15 protein-coding genes are annotated in these 17,828 nt (G+C 63.6%); 4 read left to right on the forward strand and 11 right to left on the reverse strand.

Annotated elements, in window-relative coordinates; genetic code table 11:
- Positions 1–82: 82 nt before the first annotated feature.
- A complete protein-coding gene (locus NKI54_RS25665) occupies positions 83–1,066 on the reverse strand; it encodes an ABC transporter permease (RefSeq protein WP_198023514.1) in 984 nt (327 codons plus the stop codon).
- Positions 1,067–1,374: 308 nt separating this feature from the next.
- Here NKI54_RS25665 and NKI54_RS25670 point away from each other — a divergent pair, with 308 nt between their 5' ends.
- Positions 1,375–2,337 carry a sugar-binding transcriptional regulator gene (locus NKI54_RS25670; RefSeq protein WP_352621190.1) on the forward strand — a complete coding sequence of 321 codons (963 nt, stop codon included), beginning with the start codon at positions 1,375–1,377 and terminating at the stop codon, positions 2,335–2,337.
- Here NKI54_RS25670 and NKI54_RS25675 read toward each other — a convergent pair.
- The 4 genes from NKI54_RS25675 to NKI54_RS25690 all read right to left on the reverse strand — a co-directional run bounded on the left by NKI54_RS25675 (position 2,334) and on the right by NKI54_RS25690 (position 7,266).
- Positions 2,334–3,827 (reverse strand): xylulokinase, encoded by a 1,494-nt coding sequence (locus NKI54_RS25675; RefSeq protein WP_352692642.1) that lies wholly within the window; start codon positions 3,825–3,827, stop codon positions 2,334–2,336. The genes NKI54_RS25670 and NKI54_RS25675 overlap by 4 nt on opposite strands.
- A gap of 20 nt (positions 3,828–3,847) precedes the next feature.
- On the reverse strand, positions 3,848–5,170 hold the full coding sequence (locus tag NKI54_RS25680) for an NAD(P)H-dependent oxidoreductase (protein WP_352590126.1): 1,323 nt from the start codon (positions 5,168–5,170) through the stop codon (positions 3,848–3,850).
- 213 nt (positions 5,171–5,383) lie between these two features.
- Positions 5,384–6,490 carry a mandelate racemase/muconate lactonizing enzyme family protein gene (locus NKI54_RS25685; RefSeq protein WP_352590123.1) on the reverse strand — a complete coding sequence of 369 codons (1,107 nt, stop codon included), beginning with the start codon at positions 6,488–6,490 and terminating at the stop codon, positions 5,384–5,386.
- Between the two features lie 50 nt (positions 6,491–6,540).
- Positions 6,541–7,266 (reverse strand): GntR family transcriptional regulator, encoded by a 726-nt coding sequence (locus NKI54_RS25690; protein ID WP_023674032.1) that lies wholly within the window; start codon positions 7,264–7,266, stop codon positions 6,541–6,543.
- A gap of 251 nt (positions 7,267–7,517) precedes the next feature.
- Between NKI54_RS25690 and NKI54_RS25695 the strand changes: the two genes are divergently transcribed.
- Together NKI54_RS25695 and NKI54_RS25700 are read left to right on the forward strand one after the other, a co-directional pair.
- The gene (locus NKI54_RS25695; RefSeq protein ID WP_352455172.1) at positions 7,518–8,138 is read left to right on the forward strand and encodes a TetR/AcrR family transcriptional regulator; all 621 of its coding nucleotides are present in this window, start codon (positions 7,518–7,520) and stop codon (positions 8,136–8,138) included.
- Positions 8,125–8,598, forward strand: a complete 474-nt coding sequence (locus tag NKI54_RS25700) for a cupin domain-containing protein (RefSeq protein ID WP_352590118.1) — start codon at positions 8,125–8,127, stop codon at positions 8,596–8,598. The genes NKI54_RS25695 and NKI54_RS25700 overlap by 14 nt, the downstream gene beginning before the upstream one ends.
- 320 nt (positions 8,599–8,918) lie before the next feature.
- Here the strand turns inward: NKI54_RS25700 and NKI54_RS25705 are convergent, their stop codons facing one another.
- From NKI54_RS25705 to NKI54_RS25715, 3 genes are read right to left on the reverse strand one after another with little or no spacing between them, the layout of a single operon-like run.
- Complete coding sequence (locus tag NKI54_RS25705) at positions 8,919–10,073, reverse strand: efflux RND transporter periplasmic adaptor subunit (RefSeq protein WP_352692643.1); 1,155 nt, start codon at positions 10,071–10,073, stop codon at positions 8,919–8,921.
- A gap of 16 nt (positions 10,074–10,089) precedes the next feature.
- On the reverse strand, positions 10,090–13,269 hold the full coding sequence (locus NKI54_RS25710; RefSeq protein ID WP_352452553.1) for an efflux RND transporter permease subunit: 3,180 nt from the start codon (positions 13,267–13,269) through the stop codon (positions 10,090–10,092).
- Positions 13,263–13,535, reverse strand: a complete 273-nt coding sequence (locus tag NKI54_RS25715) for a hypothetical protein (protein ID WP_031211028.1) — start codon at positions 13,533–13,535, stop codon at positions 13,263–13,265. Before NKI54_RS25715 ends, NKI54_RS25710 begins: the two co-directional genes overlap by 7 nt.
- Positions 13,536–13,788: 253 nt before the next feature.
- On the opposite strand from NKI54_RS25715, the gene NKI54_RS25720 reads away from it, so the two are divergent.
- On the forward strand, positions 13,789–14,370 hold the full coding sequence (locus NKI54_RS25720) for a TetR/AcrR family transcriptional regulator (RefSeq protein WP_031211029.1): 582 nt from the start codon (positions 13,789–13,791) through the stop codon (positions 14,368–14,370).
- 546 nt (positions 14,371–14,916) lie between these two features.
- On the opposite strand, the gene NKI54_RS25725 is transcribed toward NKI54_RS25720, so the two are convergent.
- Genes NKI54_RS25725 through NKI54_RS25735 form a run of 3 tightly spaced genes read right to left on the reverse strand, consistent with a single transcriptional unit; the run spans position 14,917 to position 17,780 of the window.
- Positions 14,917–15,939: a LacI family DNA-binding transcriptional regulator gene (locus tag NKI54_RS25725; RefSeq protein ID WP_352692644.1), complete on the reverse strand. Its 1,023-nt coding sequence runs from the start codon at positions 15,937–15,939 to the stop codon at positions 14,917–14,919.
- Positions 15,940–15,995: 56 nt separating this feature from the next.
- Positions 15,996–16,790: an ATP-binding cassette domain-containing protein gene (locus tag NKI54_RS25730; protein WP_023674040.1), complete on the reverse strand. Its 795-nt coding sequence runs from the start codon at positions 16,788–16,790 to the stop codon at positions 15,996–15,998.
- 3 nt (positions 16,791–16,793) lie between these two features.
- A complete protein-coding gene (locus NKI54_RS25735) occupies positions 16,794–17,780 on the reverse strand; it encodes an ABC transporter permease (RefSeq protein ID WP_352692645.1) in 987 nt (328 codons plus the stop codon).
- Positions 17,781–17,828 lie beyond the last annotated feature (48 nt).

The following is a 17,828-nucleotide window of genomic DNA, read 5'->3' on the forward strand; positions in this document are numbered from 1 at the left end:
CCAGTTTCGGATCACCGATCCGTTTTCGCCCGAATATCGGGGCGAATCTCATTGAGCCCAATTCTTCATTGTGCCCCATTCTTCATTGTGCTCGGCGCCGCCACGTGTCGGTGGCCACCGCCAGCGCGATCACCACGCCGATAACCACTTGCTGGATGAAGGGCGAGACACCGAGCAGGTTCAGCCCGTTGCGCAGCACGCCGATGATGAGGACGCCGATGGCTGTGCCGCCGATCGAACCGACGCCGCCCGACAGGCTGGCGCCGCCGATCACCACCGCCGCGATGGTGTCGAGTTCGTAGCCAAGGCCGGAGCTCGGCTGGACGGAATCGAGCCGGGCGGCAAGCACGATGCCGGCGAGACCGGCCAGCACGGCGCAGATCGCATAGACCCAGTTTGTCAGCGACTTGACTGGTATGCCGGACAGCCGGGCGACTTCGGCGCTGCCGCCGATCGCGTACAGGCTACGGCCGGTAGCGCGATAATTCAGGAAGATCGCGAAAATGACGGCAAGCACGATCATCAGCCCGACGGTGACCGAGAGGAATCCGAAATGGCGGATTATCGACAGGCTGGTGAACCAGTCGGGAAAGCCGACGATCTGCGAGCCGTCGGTGATCATGTTGGCGAGGCCGCGCGCCACCGACATCATCGCCAACGTGGCGATGAAGGGCGGCAGCTTGGTGACCGTCACCAGCAGGCCCGAAACCAGCCCGCAAAGGCCGGCGACGACGAGGGCTGCGGCGATGCCGGCCGGCAGGCCGAGATTGAGATAGTCCGGATGGGCGACGAAGCCCATCACCATGGAAGCCAGCGCCAGCACCGAGCCGACGGACAGGTCGATGCCGCCGATCAGGATGACCAGCGTCATGCCGATCGCCATGATGCCGAGCACAGTGACCTGGTCGAGCACGTTGAGGATGTTGCGGATGGTCAGGAAGGTGTCGGTAGTCAGCGAGAGCGCCAGGCACAGCAGAACCAGCCCGATCAGCGGACCCATGGTTCCGGCAAAGACAGCCGAAAACCTTGCGCCCGCCGTAGCCTGCGCGCCAGAGCCTGCCTTCAACTCGCCTGCCTTCAAATTGCTTGCGTCGTTGCTCACAGCCACTTTGTCTCCTCCACAGCAATCCGGCGCTGCATCACCGGGCCACTTTGTTCACCAGGCCCCTCCCTGTGAACAATTTATCTTTAACATGCAATTTTGTTCAGCTAAACTGTTCGTCGGAAAATTGTCAAGACCTGCCCGCTTCATTCGAGCACGGTTTGCGCTGTTCGCCGGTTTGCCTTACGCAATGTCTCGGAAATCTTGGGCATTTCGAAGTCGCCGGATTGGAATATCATGAGCAGAGCCGGCGACTGCGGCAAGGCAAACAGATGACGATCATAGAGAACGAAAGAGCCTCGCGCTTCCCCGACGCCGAACTCAAGGCCCGCGCCGCCTGGCACTATTATGTCGAGGGTCTTACGCAGGAGCGGATTTCCGAAATTCTCGGCGTCGGCCGCATCAAGGTGCATCGCATTCTCTCGGCCGCCCGCGAAGAGGGTGTCGTCCAGTTCCGCATCCGCGACAGCGTTGTCGAATGCGTGATCCTGGAGGAAAGCCTCAAGCAGCGCTTCGGGCTCAGCCAGGCTGTTGTGGTACCGTCGGCGGCCGACCGAAGCAACGCGCCGCTGATGATCGGCCACGCCGCCGCCGCCTACCTGGCCGACCATGTGAACGCCGGCGATGTCATCGCGCTGGGCTGGGGGCGGACGCTGAAATTCGCCATCAATGAATTGCCACGGCGGCCGATCGCCAGGACAACGGTGGTTTCGATGCTTGGCGGCCTCACCCATGCACAGCCGCTCAACCCGACCGAAAGCGCCTGGGATTTCGCCGAGAAGATCGGTGCGGAGTGTTTCCTGCTGCCGGTGCCGGTCTATGCCGACAGGCCGGAGCAGCGCGATGCTTTCATGAGCCAGCGCAGCGTTCAGGATGTTGTTTTCCGCGCGCGCCGGGCAAACATCGCCGTGCTCAGCGTCGGCTCGTTTTCCAGCGACAGCCCGATCGCCAATTACGGCTTCATCAAGCCAAGTGAACTCGAGGAACTGCAGGCGGCCGGTGCCGTCGGCGATATTCTGTGTCATTTCATCGACGCCGAGGGCCGCCCGGTCGACCACGAGGTCAACCGCCGCGTCTGTGCCTATCCGCTGCAGGATCTGTCGGATATTCCTAGCATAATCCTGGTTTCGGGAGGGCAGGAAAAGATTGCCATCATGCGGGCGGCGCTGGCCAACACCAAGGTATCGGTTCTGATCACCGACGAGGATGCGGCCAAGGGGCTGCTCAACCGCTAGATTTCGTCGAGAGCGCCGAGGCGGGTGTGGATGTCGCGCGTCGCCTGATAAAGGTCGCGGTAGATTTCCTTGCGGCTGCGATAGGCGGCGACAAGCCCGTCGACCGGATCGACATGCCTGGTGGGAGCGGCAGCCATTACCTCTGCTGCGGCTTCCGGCGAAGCAAACCAGCCGACAGCCGCTGCCGCCAGCATGGCAGCGCCGAGTGCGGCGGCTTCGTTGACCGGCGAAACCGAGAGCGGCCGCTCGAGCACGCTTGCCATGATCTGCATTAGCAGCGCGCAATTGGTGCCGCCGCCGGCGGCAATCATCGCCGCCGGTCCGCCGGCCTGGGCTTCCATGGCCTCGGTGGCGACGGCCTGCTCGAAGGCGATGCCTTCCAGGACAGCGCGGAAGAGATGCTCCGGCCGGTGATCGAGCGACAGGCCGACAATGGCGCCGCGCGCCGCACCGTCCCAATACGGGCTCATGACGCCGGCCCAATAGGGCATGATGAGCAGGCCCTCGCTGCCCGCGGCAACATCCAGCGCCACTTTCTCCAGCGCTGCCGCCGAGGGCGAACCGGTGGTTCGCACGATCCAGTCGACCAGCTGCATGCCCGATCGCAGCACGGTCTCCAGCATGAATCCGGAGCCGGTCGGCGAGACCAGCGTGCGAAAGGCGTCCGAGGTTTTCACCTTGCCGGAATAGCAGCCGCTGACCACGCCGGAGCCGAGCGAGAGATAGCTCTTGCCCTCGCCGTAGACGCCCATGCCGAGGCCCATCGCCTGGCCGTCCCCAGCGCCGGCAACGACCGGCGTGCCGGCCCTCAGGCCGGTCAGCTGCGCTATGCTTGCGGAAAGACTGCCGCAGACCACGCCCGGCGCGACCAGCTCGGGCAATTGCTCCATCTGCAGTCCGGCGGCCGCAACGAGGCGGGGATGCCAGGTACCTTTCTCGACGTCGAGCAGCCCGAGCGGATCCGCACTTGCGGTGCTGGTGACCAATCGCCCGGTCAGCCGCTGGACGAAGAAACCGTGCACGTCGACCAGTGCCGCTGCCTGGCGAAGCACTTGCGGCTGGTGCTCGGCAAGCCAGGCAATGGCGTAGAGCGCCGGCGTCGGGTCCGGGGGCTTGCCGCTCCAGTCGCGGATCGCCTCGCGGCCGAGTTCGGCCGAAAGCCTGATAACCTGCGGCCGGGCGCGTTCGTCGAGCCACAGGATCGCCGGCATGAGTGCTTTGCCGGCGCTGTCCACCAGCGTGAAGGTCTCTCGCTGGTGAGCGATGCAGATCGCCGCCACCCGCGTAGCGCCGACCGCCTCGGTGACCTGCTTCAATGCGCCAAGCAGCGCCGTCCACCAATGTTCGGCGTCCTGCTCGAAATGGCCGGGCTTCGGATTTGAAAGCGGGTACGGCTCGCGCGCCTGGAACAGCTCCTCGCCGTCGCGCGCGAAGGCAATCGCCTTCACGGCCGTGGTCGAGGCGTCGATCCCGATTACGACATCGTCCATCAGGCGGAGATCCGGCGGGGTCAGGCTGCGTTTGTAACGAACCGTCCGTCCGACTGGTCGAGACGGCGGCGGATCTGGGTTATCACCATCGAATCGTCGGGTACACAATTTTCATAGGTCAGGAAGTCGCCGGTCTTGAGCGGCTTGACCACCTTGGCGCGTTCGGCAAGGCCGAGCGGCAGGGCGCCGCGGGCGCGCGCATCCCCCCAGGTCATGGCGAAGCCGCGATAGTCGTTCTCGCCGATCATGCCGAGCGACTGGCCAACGCCAAGATCGCTCTTGGCGACCGCCACCGCCTCGGCCACAGGATGGTCGAGCGGCTCCATGTCGGCCCGCTTGTAGACCACGGCGCGCGCCGCCGACAGCGGCACTTCCAGGCTGGTCAGATGATAGGGCCGGAAGATCGTGAAATAGGGGCCCTTGCCGACCTTGAGGTCGATCATGCGCTCCAGCACACGCGGATGCCGGGTCTCGATGATGCAGAACACGCCGGGCGCCACTCCCTTGCCGATCGAGTAATCGACCACGCCCTTGCGATGCAGCACGCCGCCATCCTCGCGCGGGCAAAGCACGCTGGCCAACTCCTCCAGCGTCGCGGTCGGGCCGTGCATGCCCGGCACGTCGGGCACCAGGCCGGTCGCATTGGCGATCGCCACCATCTCGATCGCCGTCTTCGAGCCGTCGACGAATTCGACCAGCATGCGCGCATTCATGTTGCGCTCGGCCGCCTCCTTCTCGTAGTCGGCCGGCATGGCGTCGATCTTCAGCGGATTGTTCTTGCCCTTGCCGGCGGCGATGATGTTGAAGCCGAGGCTTTTGGCAAAGCCGATGATCTCCAGCGTGCAGGCGGGCTCGTCGCCGGCGGCACCGGTATAGACGACGCCGGCCTTGCGTGCCTCCTCCTTGAGGAAGCGGCCGATGGTGATGTCGGCCTCGACATTGAGCATGACGATATGCTTGCCGTTCTTCATCACTTCGAGCGCAAACAGCGTGCCGATATTGGGATTACCCGTTGCGTCGATGATGACGTCGATCCGGCCGGCCGCCGCCAGCGCATGCAAATCTTCGGTCACCGCGATCTTGCCGGCCTCGATGGCGCGGTCGATCGCGGCCGCATTGCCGGCATGGACGATGTCGGAACGGTCATGGCCAGCGAGCAGCGCCGCGTCGATCGCTGCCTGCGGCCTGACTTCGGAAATGGCGCCGATCCGCATGCCCGGCATCAGCGCGACCTGGACGACGATGTCGGTGCCCATCTGTCCGGCGCCGGCAAGCCCGATGGTGATCGGCCCCTGCTGTTCAGCGCGCTGCAGAAGTTCCGCTGCAAATTGCGGATGGGACATGTCGCTTCCTCCAGTTCCTGACGCGCCGCAGCGTCCAAATCAACGGTTTGAACATTTCTATTTGCAAATGAAAAATATTTCAACCGGCAATTGGGCATTGTCGCTCTGCAATCGGCCGAAGACGATTGGAGGAGCGGTCATCCACACGGCCGTGCCTCCGCAGTCAGAAGGACGCGGCATATTCAGGTTGATTGGGTGCAGCCTTGTTGTAGCTCAGCTGCCGATTTCGAAGAAGGGCGCACCAAGCAGGCCGGGAACGACATCGATGCCGAGGCCCGGCCCATCCGGAATGCCCATACGGCTTCCCGAAACCGGCGGCATGTTGGATGCGGTGCGCACCGTCACCCATTCGTGGAAGGCGATGGCGTGCAGCCGGCGCTCCTCCGGCGTCGACAGCGACAGATGCGCCATGGCCGATGTGTCGATCTCGGCGCCGCCAGTGTCTTCGACCGTGATCATGAAGCCGAGGTCGACGGCAAGGTCGCGGATCTGGCGCGTTTTGGTGACGCCGCCGAGGCGCGAGATCTTCAGCGTCAGCCCGTCGGCCGCGCCCTTGCGGTGGATGTCGAGCATATCGTCCAACGAGGCGACGGATTCGTCGAGCACCATCGGCTTGTCGAGCGAGCGGCGCACCGACAGGCATTCGTCGATCGTCGTGCAGGGCTGCTCGAACGTGTAGTCGATGGTGCGCGTCGCATCCACGAACTGGCGCGCCTCGTAAGGGGTCCAGCCGGCATTGGCGTCGCAGAAGATGACGGTGCCCTTCGGCACCGCGGCGGCAACGGCTGTGACGCGTTCGATGTCGTCATGGACGTTGCCGCCGACCTTGACCTGCAGCCGTTGAAATCCTTTCCCGACGATGTGCTTGGCAAGTGCGGCCATCGCGTCGACCGTGCCGTGGGTGACGACCTTGTAGAGTTCCGCCGTCTCGCTCTCGCGGCCGCCAAGCAACGTGACCAGCGGCACGTCGGCGGCGCGCGCCGCGAGATCCGAGCATGCCATGTCGAGCGCCGACTTGATGTAGGGATGGCCCTTGAACACCGTGTCCATCAACCTGTTGATACTGGCAAGCCCGCGTGGGTCATGGCCAATGAGATGCGGCGCGATCTCGACGACGCCGGCGCGAGTACCCGCAGCGAAGGCAGGCGAATAGAAATTGCCAAGCGGCGCCATCTCGCCCCAGCCGGTGAGCCCGCTATCGGCGGTGACGGCGACGATCACCGCGTCGAACGCATCGGCGACACGCCCCTTGGACATGCGGTAGGGCCCGTCCACGAAGGGCTGCACGACATGGTAGGCCTTGATGGTTTTGATCTGCACGTTTTCTGTCCGTTGTCTGTGTTCCGGGATGTCCGTCAAATTTGTCGGGCTCAGCCGCCTTTAGGTCGGCCGGCACGATCGGCGCCGGCGCCCTTTGAGCCGCGCTGTTCCAGCCCGCGCGCATAGGCGAGCAGTTCTTCGAAATCCAGGTCGATATGGTCCTTGGCGTGGCGCTGTGCGGCGCGCATGTCGCTGCCCTTGAGCAGCCGTACATAGGTCTCGTGAGCATCTACGGCAGGCACCGGCTCGTTGCGCGCCCGCTGGTGCAGCGCGAAATACATCTGCAGCCGGCTGGTCAGCCGCTGCCAGGTTTCCAGCAGCACCGAATTGTCGGCCCATTCGTGGATCAGGCCATGCAGTTGCAGCGCTGTTTCGATCTGCCGCGTCGTGTCCAGGTCGCGCGTCGCCTGCTTCACCGCCGCATGGCGCCGGTCAAGCTCGTCGAAGAAGCGCTGGTCGCGAAGCGGCCAGGTCCGCTCGATGGCGAACTCGTCGAGCACCTTGTTGAGCGAATAGGCGTCGTCGATGTCCTTGGCGGTGACGTTGATGACGAAGGTTCCGGCGTAGGGGATGCTGGTCAGGATGCCTTCCTGCACCAGCTCGCGCATTGCCTCGCGCAGCGGCGCGCGGCTCACCCGCATCTGCTCGGAAATCCTGAGTTCGTTGAGCTTCTGTCCCGGTTCCAGCCGGCCGGTCAGGATCGCCCGCCGGAGCAGCCCCACGATCTCGGCCCTGCGTGTCGTATCCGCGATCGGACTGAAATCCAGCTTTGCCATTCGGCTGCTCCAGGGAACCGAAAGCAAGACAAGCAGATTGTCGACAATCTTACAAGAGCTGGATTCTCGATCCTGGAGACATTGGCGCCCTTCCGGCCTCAGCCAGCCTGACCATGCAAGCCGACCAGGTCCCGGCCGCTGAGCGTCAGCTGGCTTCTCGCAGCGGGAAACAACCTGGTGCGTAGCCTTCGCAATGTCCATTGACGACTGGGAAGGTTTGTGTCACTAGCAGTGACATGAATTCACAAACGATGACTCAGAAATACGAGAGCCCGCTGCGGGCAGAGCAGGCGCAGGCCACGCGCGAGCGCATCCTCGCGTCCATTCGAACGATTCTGGAGCAAAATCCGTACAGCCTGCTTGGCTTCGATGAGGTTGCCGAGGTTTCGGGCGTAAACCGACGGACCATCTTCCGCCATTTCCCGACGAAGGAAGCGCTTTTGGAAGCCTTTTGGGCCAGCACCAATGCCTCTCTGGGAGTGCGGTTCTGGCCTGAGCGGGAGCAGGATCTGATCGATCTTCCTCCCGACCTTTTCGCCTCGTTGGACGCAATCGAAGGCGTAGTCAGAGCCTCGCATGCGAGCGCTACCGGGCGCGAGATGCGCCTGCAAGCCAATGGTGAGCGGCAACGTGCCTTTCAGAGCAGCCTTTCGCAAGTCGCAAACGGAATGGACCCGAAGGCGGCGCGCCAGCTTGAGGCCGTGATCCAGCTCCTGTTCAGCGCCACTGCCTGGCAGACGATGAAAGACTACTGGGGTCTTACCGGCCGTGAGGCCGGAGAGGCAGCCGCCTGGGCAATTCGCGCCTTGCTCAATGCGGCAAAATCGCAGCAAGGCGCTGTTCGAAAGGAAAAAGCAAGTGACTTGGCATAAGACCAAAGCGACGGTCCATCCGGCCGATTCGGTTCAAGGCTTCTGGGTAATGGGCGATCAGGTCGCTGTCCGGGCAAAGCTCGCTGGGACGGCACTCAACGTGATCGACGTCACGGTACCTCCTGGAAGCGGCACGCCGCCCCACACGCATCCTTCCGCGGAAATTTTCCGCATTCTCGAGGGCACCCTCACGATATGGACAATGATCGATGGGGTCGCGCAAGAATATGAGGTGGAACCCGGTGATGTCGTCACCATTCCGGGCAACGCGCCCCATGGCTATCGCAATGCTGGTCCCGTGCCGGTTATTTTCATGGCGATCGTCGACGACGAGATGATCGCATTCTTCGAAGAGGCTGCATCCAAGGACGCGCCCTCCGGCCCGCCGACCGCTGGCATGATTAACCGCGTGATCGAGCTTACCGGACGCCACGGGATCCGGATCCTGCAGGCGGCCTGACCGGCGAAACCGTTGCGCCAGGATTTGACCTGGAAGACGGTGCCTTATGCCGCCTAAATCCAGCAGTCCATCCATCCAGGTCGAAGCGGGCGTTCGCGCGAGTGATACGTGTAGCCGCGACAAGCCGTCGGCTGGATGGATGTCTCGTTTGCTGATCCACAAACTGCCTTCACAGTTGGAGAGCGCCTCTATGCTGCCATCGTCGCCAGAGCCGCCGTTCGCACTACGGCTTGAATCGGCCGTGTCGAAAACATCAGCAAAAACGGCGCCCTTGGCGTGGGAGCCGAGGGCGCCGCGGGACCGGAACCTGATGGGGGTTATCAGGTGGCCGGTTTCTCGGGCAGCGGCGAGATCGGCATTCCCGGGCCGATCTTCTGCAGATTGCCGGTAATCACCCGGTCGCCTTCGGCCACACCGCTCAAGATGGCGACCTGATCGCCATTGGTCGGTCCGAGCGAAACGATACGCTGGTCGACCGTGTTGTCCTTGCCGACGACATAGAGGTATTTGCCGAGCTGGCCTGAGCCGAGTGCCGTCTGCGGTACCATCAGCGCATCGGGCTGCTCTTTGACGTGCAGCCGGACGCGGACATATTGGCCGGGCAGCAGCGTGAACTTGCCGTTGCCGACCGTCGCCCGTGCCGTGATCGTGCCGGTCGATCGATCGATCGTGTTGTCCATGAAGGTAAGATCGCCCTTCTGGCGCGGTTCCGTTTCACCGGGAAGCAGGACGTCGACACTGATCGGTCCCGCGGCCCGGGCTTCCTCGATCTGTGTCAGGTCCGTTTCGCTCGGATTGAAGGTGACGTAGATCGGATCGAGCTGCACCAGCGAATTGAGCACCGTGCCGGCGACGCTGACCAGCGTTCCAACAGATGCTTGGCTGCGTCCGATGCGTCCCGCGAACGGGGCACGGATTTCGGTGTAGCTCAAATTGAGCTCGGCGGTCCGCAAGGCGGCCTGGTTCACGGCGAGCGAGGCCTGAGCCTCACGCAAGGTGCTGGTGCGCTGGTCGAACACGTCCTTGGCGAGATAGCCGCTCTTGGCGAGTTCGCTGCCGCGCCCGAGATTGGAGCGCGCATAGTCGAGCTTCGCCGTGTCGCGCTGGATAAGCGCCTTCGCCTGCTCGAGGGCAGCCTGGAAATCCTCAGGGGCGATCTTGTAGAGAAGGTCGCCCTTCGCAACGTCGCTGCCGTCGGTAGCGACCTGCTCCTGCAGATAACCCGGCACGCGCGCCTGCAGCGTGATGCTGCGGATCGGCTCCACCCGGGCGGCGTAGTCGAGATAGATCGGGATCGTCTTCTTGACGACGCTCACCACCGGCACCGGCATGACAAAAGCTTCCGGCTTGGGTGTCGCCGCCCCGGCTGTGCCGGCGTTGAGGCTGAGGCTGCCCATGTCGAGCAGGTGAACGCTCGCCACCGAAATCGCCCCAAGGGCGACGGCCGTTCCCAGCGCGATTTTCCATTTACGCATGATCAATTCTCCAGTCCTATTCGGCCGCTTCGGCCAATGGCTCGAAGGCGGGTTCGGCAGTTGGTTGTTCGGTCGCTTCGGAAACCGGTTCGCTCTCGCTGCGGCGCTCGCGCAGCTGCTCGATCACCGCATAGAAGACCGGCACGAACACCAGCGACAGGATCGTCGCCGCGACCATGCCGCCAAAGACGGTGGTGCCGATCGACTGCCGGCTTGCGGCACCCGCACCCGTGGCGAACATCAGCGGCAGCACGCCGAGGATGAAGGCGAAGGCGGTCATCAGGATCGGCCGCAGCCGCAGCCGCGCGGCTTCCATCGCGGCGTCGACGATGCTGAGGCCTTCTTCGCGCCGGCGCCGGGCAAACTCGACGATCAGAATCGCGTTCTTGGCCGCCAGTCCGATCAGCATGACGAAGCCGATCTGCGAATAGACGTCGATCTGCATGCCACGCAGCCACAGCACGACGAACGCACCGAACAGTGCGAGCGGCACCGCCAGCAGCACCATGAACGGCATCGCCCAGCTCTCATATTGCGCGGCGAGGATCAGGAAGACGAAGACGATCGCGAGACCAAAGACGACGGATGCGATCGATCCCGCCTTGAGCTCCTGATAGGTGATGCCGGTCCATTCGTAGCCGAAGTCTCTCGGCAACGCCGTGGCAGCGGCGCGTTCCATCGCCGCCACCGCCTGGCCGGACGAAAAGCCGGGGGCGGCGCCGCCATTGATCAGGGCCGACGCATTGTTGTTGTAGTGCGGCACGGTCTCGGGGCCGACGACGGGCACAAGCTTGCCCAGCGTGCTCAGCGGCACCATGCCACCCGACGCATTGCGGACATAGAGCCGCGATATGTCGGCCGGACCGGCGCGAGAGTCCTTGTCGGCCTGTATCGTCACCCGGAAGGTGCGGCCGAACAGGTTGAAATCGTTCACATAGAGCGAGCCGAGATAGATCTGCAGCGTATTGAACACGTCCGGCAGGTTGAGCCCGAGCAGCTTCGCCTTGGCGCGATCGAGATCGTAGTTGAACTGCGGCGTCGAGGTCGAGAACGACGAGAACAATTGCTGTGGGTTGAGCTCGGGCTGCTTGCGCGCCTCGGCAATCACGGCTTGCGTCGCATCGTTGAGCGCCACGCTGCCGCGGCCGGTCAGGTCCTCGACCTGGAACTCGAAGCCCCCGGTGGTGCCAATGCCTGGGATCGACGGCGGGTCGAAGCTCAGCGCAAAAGCCTCTGGAATTTGCAGCAGCTTGTTGCGCACGTCGGCGACGAGCTTAGACGCGCTCTGATCGGGGCCGCGTTCGTCCCATGGCTTCAGGATAGCGAATTCGACCGCCGAATTCGACTGCGCGGCACTGGTCAGGAAGTTCAAGCCGCTGATCGAGCCGACGATGTCGACGCCGGGCGTGTTCTGCAGGATGTCGCGTGCCTTTTGCGCCACCGCGTCGGTGCGTTCCAGCGAGGCCCCGTCGGGGAGCTGGATGACGACGAAGAAATAGCCCTGGTCCTCGACCGGAAGGAAGGTCGAGGGCAGGCGCTGCCAGACGAAATAGGTCGCGACAAGTCCGGCCGCGAACACGCCGAGCATGATCCAGCGCAGGCGGATGAGAATACGGACCCCATTCGCATAGGCATGCGCCAGCCGTTCGAAGCCCATGTTGAACCAGCGGAACAGCACGAACTGCGTTTCCGGCCGGTGGCGCAGGAAGGCGGCGCTGAGCGACGGGGTAAGCGTCAGCGAGACGAAGGCCGAGATGCCGAAGGAGATCGCCACCGTCAGGGCGAACTGGTTGTAGAGCCGGCCGGACACGCCCGGAATGAAGGCGACCGGCACGAACACCGCCATCAGCACGGCGGTCGTCGCGATGATCGGGCCGGTGACCTCCGCCATCGCGGTGCGCGTGGCAGCCAGAGGTTTGAGACCGGCCTCAAGTTGGCGTTCGACATTCTCGACGACGACGATGGCGTCGTCGACGACGAGGCCAATCGCCAGCACCATGCCGAGCAGGCTGAGCATGTTCAGTGAGAAGCCAAGCATATGCATGACGGCCAGCGTCGCCACCAGCGACACCGGAATTGCGATCGTCGGGATGATCGTGGTGCGCCAGCTTTGCAGGAAGATGAACACCACGGCGACGACCAGGACCAGCGCTTCGCCGAGCGTGATCAGCACGTCGTGCATTGAGGCCGAAACGAAACGTGTCGTATCGTAATGCATGGCGTAGCTGACGCCCTTCGGGAAACGGGCCGACAGCTCCTGCATCTTGTCCTTGACGCGCTGCTGCAGATCGAGCGCGTTGGAGCCCGGCATCTGGTAGACCGCGAGCACCACCGTCGGGTCCTTGCCGAAGAAGGCCGACGACGAATATTGCAGCGCGCCGAGCTCGATGCGCGCAACGTCGCGCAGCCTGACCAGCGAGCCGTTGGCGGTATTGGCCCGCACGACGATGTCGCCGAACTCCTTGGGATCGCTCAGCCTGCCGACGGCGTTGACCTGCATCTCGAAGGCGGTGCCGGCCGGAGCCGGCGACTGCCCGATCTTGCCGGCCGCCACCTGGACGTTCTGCTCGGCGACGGCGTTCTGCACGTCGACGGCAGTAATGCCGAGATTGGCTAGCTTGTCGGGGTCGAGCCAGATGCGCATCGAATAGCGCCGCTCACCGAAGATCTGCACGTCGCCGACGCCGGGCAGGCGCTTCAGCGGATCGACCACCTGCAAGTAGGCGAGGTTGCTCAGCGCGACCGGGTTGACGGAACCGTCTGGCGAGGTGAGGTCGACGATCAGGACGAAGTTCGGGTTCTGCTTCTTGATCGTCACGCCGCCCTGATTGACGATGGCCGGCAACGAGGAAGCCGCCTGCGAAACGCGGTTCTGGACGTCGACGGCCGCCGTGCTCAGATCGTAGCCGACGTCGAAGGTGATCGTGATCGTCGAGGAGCCGTCATTGGAGCTCGACGACGACATATAGGTCATCCCCTGGACGCCGTTGATCTGCTGTTCGAGCGGCGTCGTCACCGTGTCGGCGACGACCTGCGCGCTGGCGCCCGGGTAATGGGCGCTGACCACGACCTGGGGCGGCGTGATGTCGGGAAACTGCGAGACGGGCAGGAGGAAATAACAGATCCCTCCGGCGAGCACCATGATGATGGCGATCGCCGACGCAAAGATCGGACGATGAATGAAGAAGTTTACCATGATATGCATGCCTCGCCCGATGCTCTGGCCCGGCCAAACGCCCTGGCTACCCTGGAAAGCCGCCGGCTGCGTGTTGAGCCGGAATCTTCGAGAAAGCCGAAATCTTCAAGGCGGCGCGGCGCATTGCGGCGCTCGGCCTGTTCGTCCGCCAGCGCACGCAGCATCGCCTCGAAAGACCGCGGGTCGACGCGGTCGGCTTTCATCAGCATGCGGATCATCGGATCCCTTACGACTTCATCGATCGTCAGATCATTGCGCTGCGACATCGAAGCGGCTCCTGGTTTTTGGTGATCCGCGGCAAGCCGCGGATCTGGTGTTTTCTTGCTCGCCGGCCGAGGCCGTGAGGTGCGGTTCGTCCCCTTGCCGATCGGGGCGGGGCTGATGGCTGGCACTTGCGAGTTTGACATGATGCAATGCGGGTGTTACAGGTAAGTAACATCTCTAACGTTACAGACCGGTAACACCCTAGTCAAGAGGTGCACCGAGGGAATTTCGGGAAACGCAATCACGGAGGTTTTGATGACAGACGGTGTTGTGGAGCGTGTTCGCCCCCGGGACAGGATCCTGGAGACGGCACGGGACATGTTTCACAAGCATGGCATTCGCGGCGTCGGCATCGACGCCATCACCGAGGCCGCCGGCACCAACAAGATGACGCTCTACCGGCATTTCGAGTCCAAGGACGACCTGATCATCGAATGTCTGCGGGCGACCGCCTGCAGCGCCAACGCGATGTGGGAAAAGTTCGAGGCTGAGAATCCGGGCGACAAGCTGGCGCAGCTGCATGCCTGGGTCCGGATGGCGGCCGATTGCCTGATGTCGGATCGCCGCGGTTGCGACATGGCCAACGCCGCCATCGAGCTGAGCGAGGCCGATCATCCGGCAAGGCAAGTGATCAAGGAACTCAAGGAAGCGCAGCGCGAGCGGCTGGTCTCGCTGTGTCGCGATGCCGGCATCGGACAGGCCGAGCTTCTTGCGGACACGCTGTCGCTGTTGCTCGAGGGCGCCCGCGTCAGCCTGCAAAGCGTCGGCGCCGAGGGCCCGAGCGCGCAGTTCGTCCGCATGGCGGAAGGCCTGATCACGTCGTTCAGGGCCAGATAGTCTCGCAAGCGGCGAAACGATACGTGGCGTTTCGATTGCGGGCCGCGCCGCCGGGTGATGTCTCGTCCCATCGGATGTGCCATCTCGCGTCTCCTGTGCCGATCCTCCGCACCATGGCCGGCGCGGCGTTGATTGCTGGTCGTGAGGCAGGATAGGGCCGCCGGCGAACCGGTGAGAGTGACAAGTGTGACAGGATTCCGCCCGACAAGCCGCGGCGGTCGCAGCGAAGCACATCGATCCGCGGATCAGCAATCGTGTCCGGTGCCAGTCACGATCCCAGCATCGCCCGCTATCCCGGAGCCGGAACAAAAAAAGCCCGCTGCCGGGAGGAGGTGGCAGCGGGCTCGATTTCGAATACGGCACGGGAGGAGGTGTACCGCACTCAGCGTCGGCATCGCATCTGGGAGGAGTAGATGGCCGACACCTGCGAAACTATCGATTGCCCAATGATTCGGCAACCACAAAAGTTGCATAGGTGATGTGCAGATTTGCGGTATCAACCGAATTTTAACGATCCACTGGCCCGAGCCATCGCCTCGCGCGACATCACTGCACCGGGACATTTTCCTTGAAGATCAGGCGCGGCTCGATGAATTTCCGCGTCAGATAGGGCGCCGACGAGGCGATCGAGCCGAGCAGGCGAATGACCGACTGTTCGGCGATCAGCCGCGCATTCTGGTCGATGACGACGTCGAGCAGATCGTCGACCAGATAGCCGCGCGTCTCGCGCGTCAGATCATGGCAGATGAACACCGGCTTCGTCTGCGGCCTGACTTCGAGCAATGCTTTTGCCACGCCCGAGCGCCCGGCGCCGATACAATAGATGCCGAGCAGCTCCGGCTCGTTGTGCAGCGCCTTCATGGTCGCGGTATAACTGACCTCCGGCTCATCGTTGATCTCGACGGCGCTGGTGACGGTTAGGTTGGGGAACTCCTCGCCGAGCACGGAGCGAAAGCCCATCTCGCGTTCCTCATGGCCGCGGTAGGAGCGTGAACCGACGACCATCGCCAGATGGCCCTGGCGGCCGCCGAGGAACCGTCCCATCAGCAGCGCCGCCGTACGGCCGGCCACCCGGTTGTCGATGCCGACGTAGGCCGAGCGGGGCGCGCCCGGAACATCGGACACCAGCGTGACCAGGCGGATGCCGGCCTCGACGATCTCGCGCAAGATGTTGCGCGTTCTCGGGTGGTCGACGGCAATGACGCCGACACCGTTCGCCTTGAGCGAGAGGTTTTCGACGGCCCCCTGCAAGGCGCTCGGCGAGATGCCGGCGAGCTTGTGGATGCGGCAGGAGGCGACCAGCGGCAGGCGCGCCGCATAATCCTCGATGTGTCTGGCCAGATCGGCCATGAAGGCATTGCTGCCGATCGGCAGGAAGAATTCGAGATGCGCCGGCCGCGACGGCAACGCGACCTGGTCGACGACCGGCAGATAGCCGAGCTGCTTGGCCGCCTCCATCACGCGCTGCCGGTTGGCGGCACTGGCTCCCGCCCGGTTGTTGAGCACACGGTCGACCGTCGCGGTCGACAGGCCGCAGCTCCTGGCAATATCCGAAACGGTGGCTTTCATGTCGCAACCATGTGGCGATGCGATCCAGTGCCTCGACGATAAGCCCGGCCGGCTGCTCAGCCGGGCCGTTGCGTGCCCTCGACCAGCGCGTCATGGATCTCCTTGTCCGACATGCCGGTGATGACGCGTTCGACTTCGGCGACACTGGTCTTCTTCGGGTCGATATCGTCGGCAACCACCTTGCCGCGGCGCATGACGACGATGCGGTCGACCACCTGGAAGACATGATGGATGTTGTGGGCGATGAAGATGCAGGAATGGCCAGAATCGCGGGCGCTGCGCACGAAGCTCAGCACGCCTTGCGTTTCGGCGACGCCGAGATTGTTGGTCGGCTCGTCGAGGATGATGAGGTCGCTGTCGAAATGCATGGCGCGCGCAATCGCCACCGCCTGCCGCTCGCCGCCGGAGAGCGAGCCGATCGGCGTCGTCGGCGGGATGTTCTTCGAGATGCCGACCTGCTTGAGCAGGTCGCGGGCAACCACGTTCATCGCCTCCTGGTCCATCCGATTGAGGAAGCGCGGCGGCTTGATCGGCTCGCGCCCGAGAAACAGGTTGCGGGCGATCGACAGCTGCGTCACCAGCGCCGAGTCCTGGTAGATCGTCTCGATGCCATGCGCGATGGCGTCGCTGGTACTGCGCAAATTCACCTTCTTGCCGCGGATGAAGATGTCGCCGCTGGTCAGCGGGACCGCGCCCGACAGCACTTTGATCAGCGTCGACTTGCCGGCGCCGTTGTCGCCGAGCAGGCCGACGATCTCCCTTTCGTTGACATGGAAATTGGCATCAACCAGCGCCTGCACGCGGCCATAGGACTTGCGGATATTTTCCATGCGGACAAGCGGTTCGGCCATGGTTCAAGTCCCTGCCTGATGCCGGCGTTCCAGCCATGAATGGAGCGCCATCATGCCGAGGATGATGGCGCCGATGAAAATATTATAGGCAAGGCCCGGCACGCCGATCAGCACGATGCCGTTGCGCATCACGCGCAGGATCAGGATACCGAGCACCGTGCCGATGATTGTGCCGCGCCCGCCGGTCAGCGCCGTGCCGCCGATCACCACCATGGCGATGACTTCGAGCTCGTAGCCGGTGCCGCTGTTGGGGTTGGCCGCAGAGGTGCGCAGCGAGGAGATGACGCCGGCAAGCGAGGCCAGGATCGACGACAGGATGAACAGGCCGATCTTGACGCCGCTGACGTTGACGCCGCGCGCCCTTGCAGCACTCGGGTTGCCGCCGGCCGCCTGGATCCAGTTGCCGGTCCGGCTCTGCGTCAGCACGTAGCCGAGCGCGATTGCGGCGGCGATGAACCAGAACAGCGACATATAGATCCGGAACGGCCCGATGAAGAAATCGCCGACCAGCGCTTCCCCCAGCCAGCTGCCCTCGGCGCTCCAGGTCCGCTGCGGAAACCCGTTGGTGACGAACAAAGCGGTGCCGCGCACCACCAGCAGCATGCCCAGCGTCACCAGGAAGGACGGGATCTTGAGCTGCGTCACGAACCAGCCATTGACCAGCCCGATAAACGCAGCGACCACCAGCGCGATGACGAAGGCGGCTTCGAGCGAGACGACGCCGCTGTTGAACAACGTCCACATCAGGACCGGCGAGAAGCCGAACACCGAGCCGACCGAGAGATCGAATTCGCCTGATGTCATCAACAGCGTCATCGCCAGCGCGATCAGCCCGAGCTCGACCGTGAAGGCCAGCGTGTTCGAGATGTTTTGCGGCGACAGGAAGTCGTGGTTGATGCCCCAGAACACGGCGATCTCGACGACGAGCAGCACGAACGGCCCGAACTCGGGCCGCGCGATCGAGCGTTGGATAAGAGAACGATTTTCCACCTTGGACCCGCGATAGGATTGGATTTGGCCGCGACCGCAACCGGCTTC

Source organism: Mesorhizobium sp. M0663, from assembly GCF_040320585.1.
GTDB lineage: Bacteria > Pseudomonadota > Alphaproteobacteria > Rhizobiales > Rhizobiaceae > Mesorhizobium.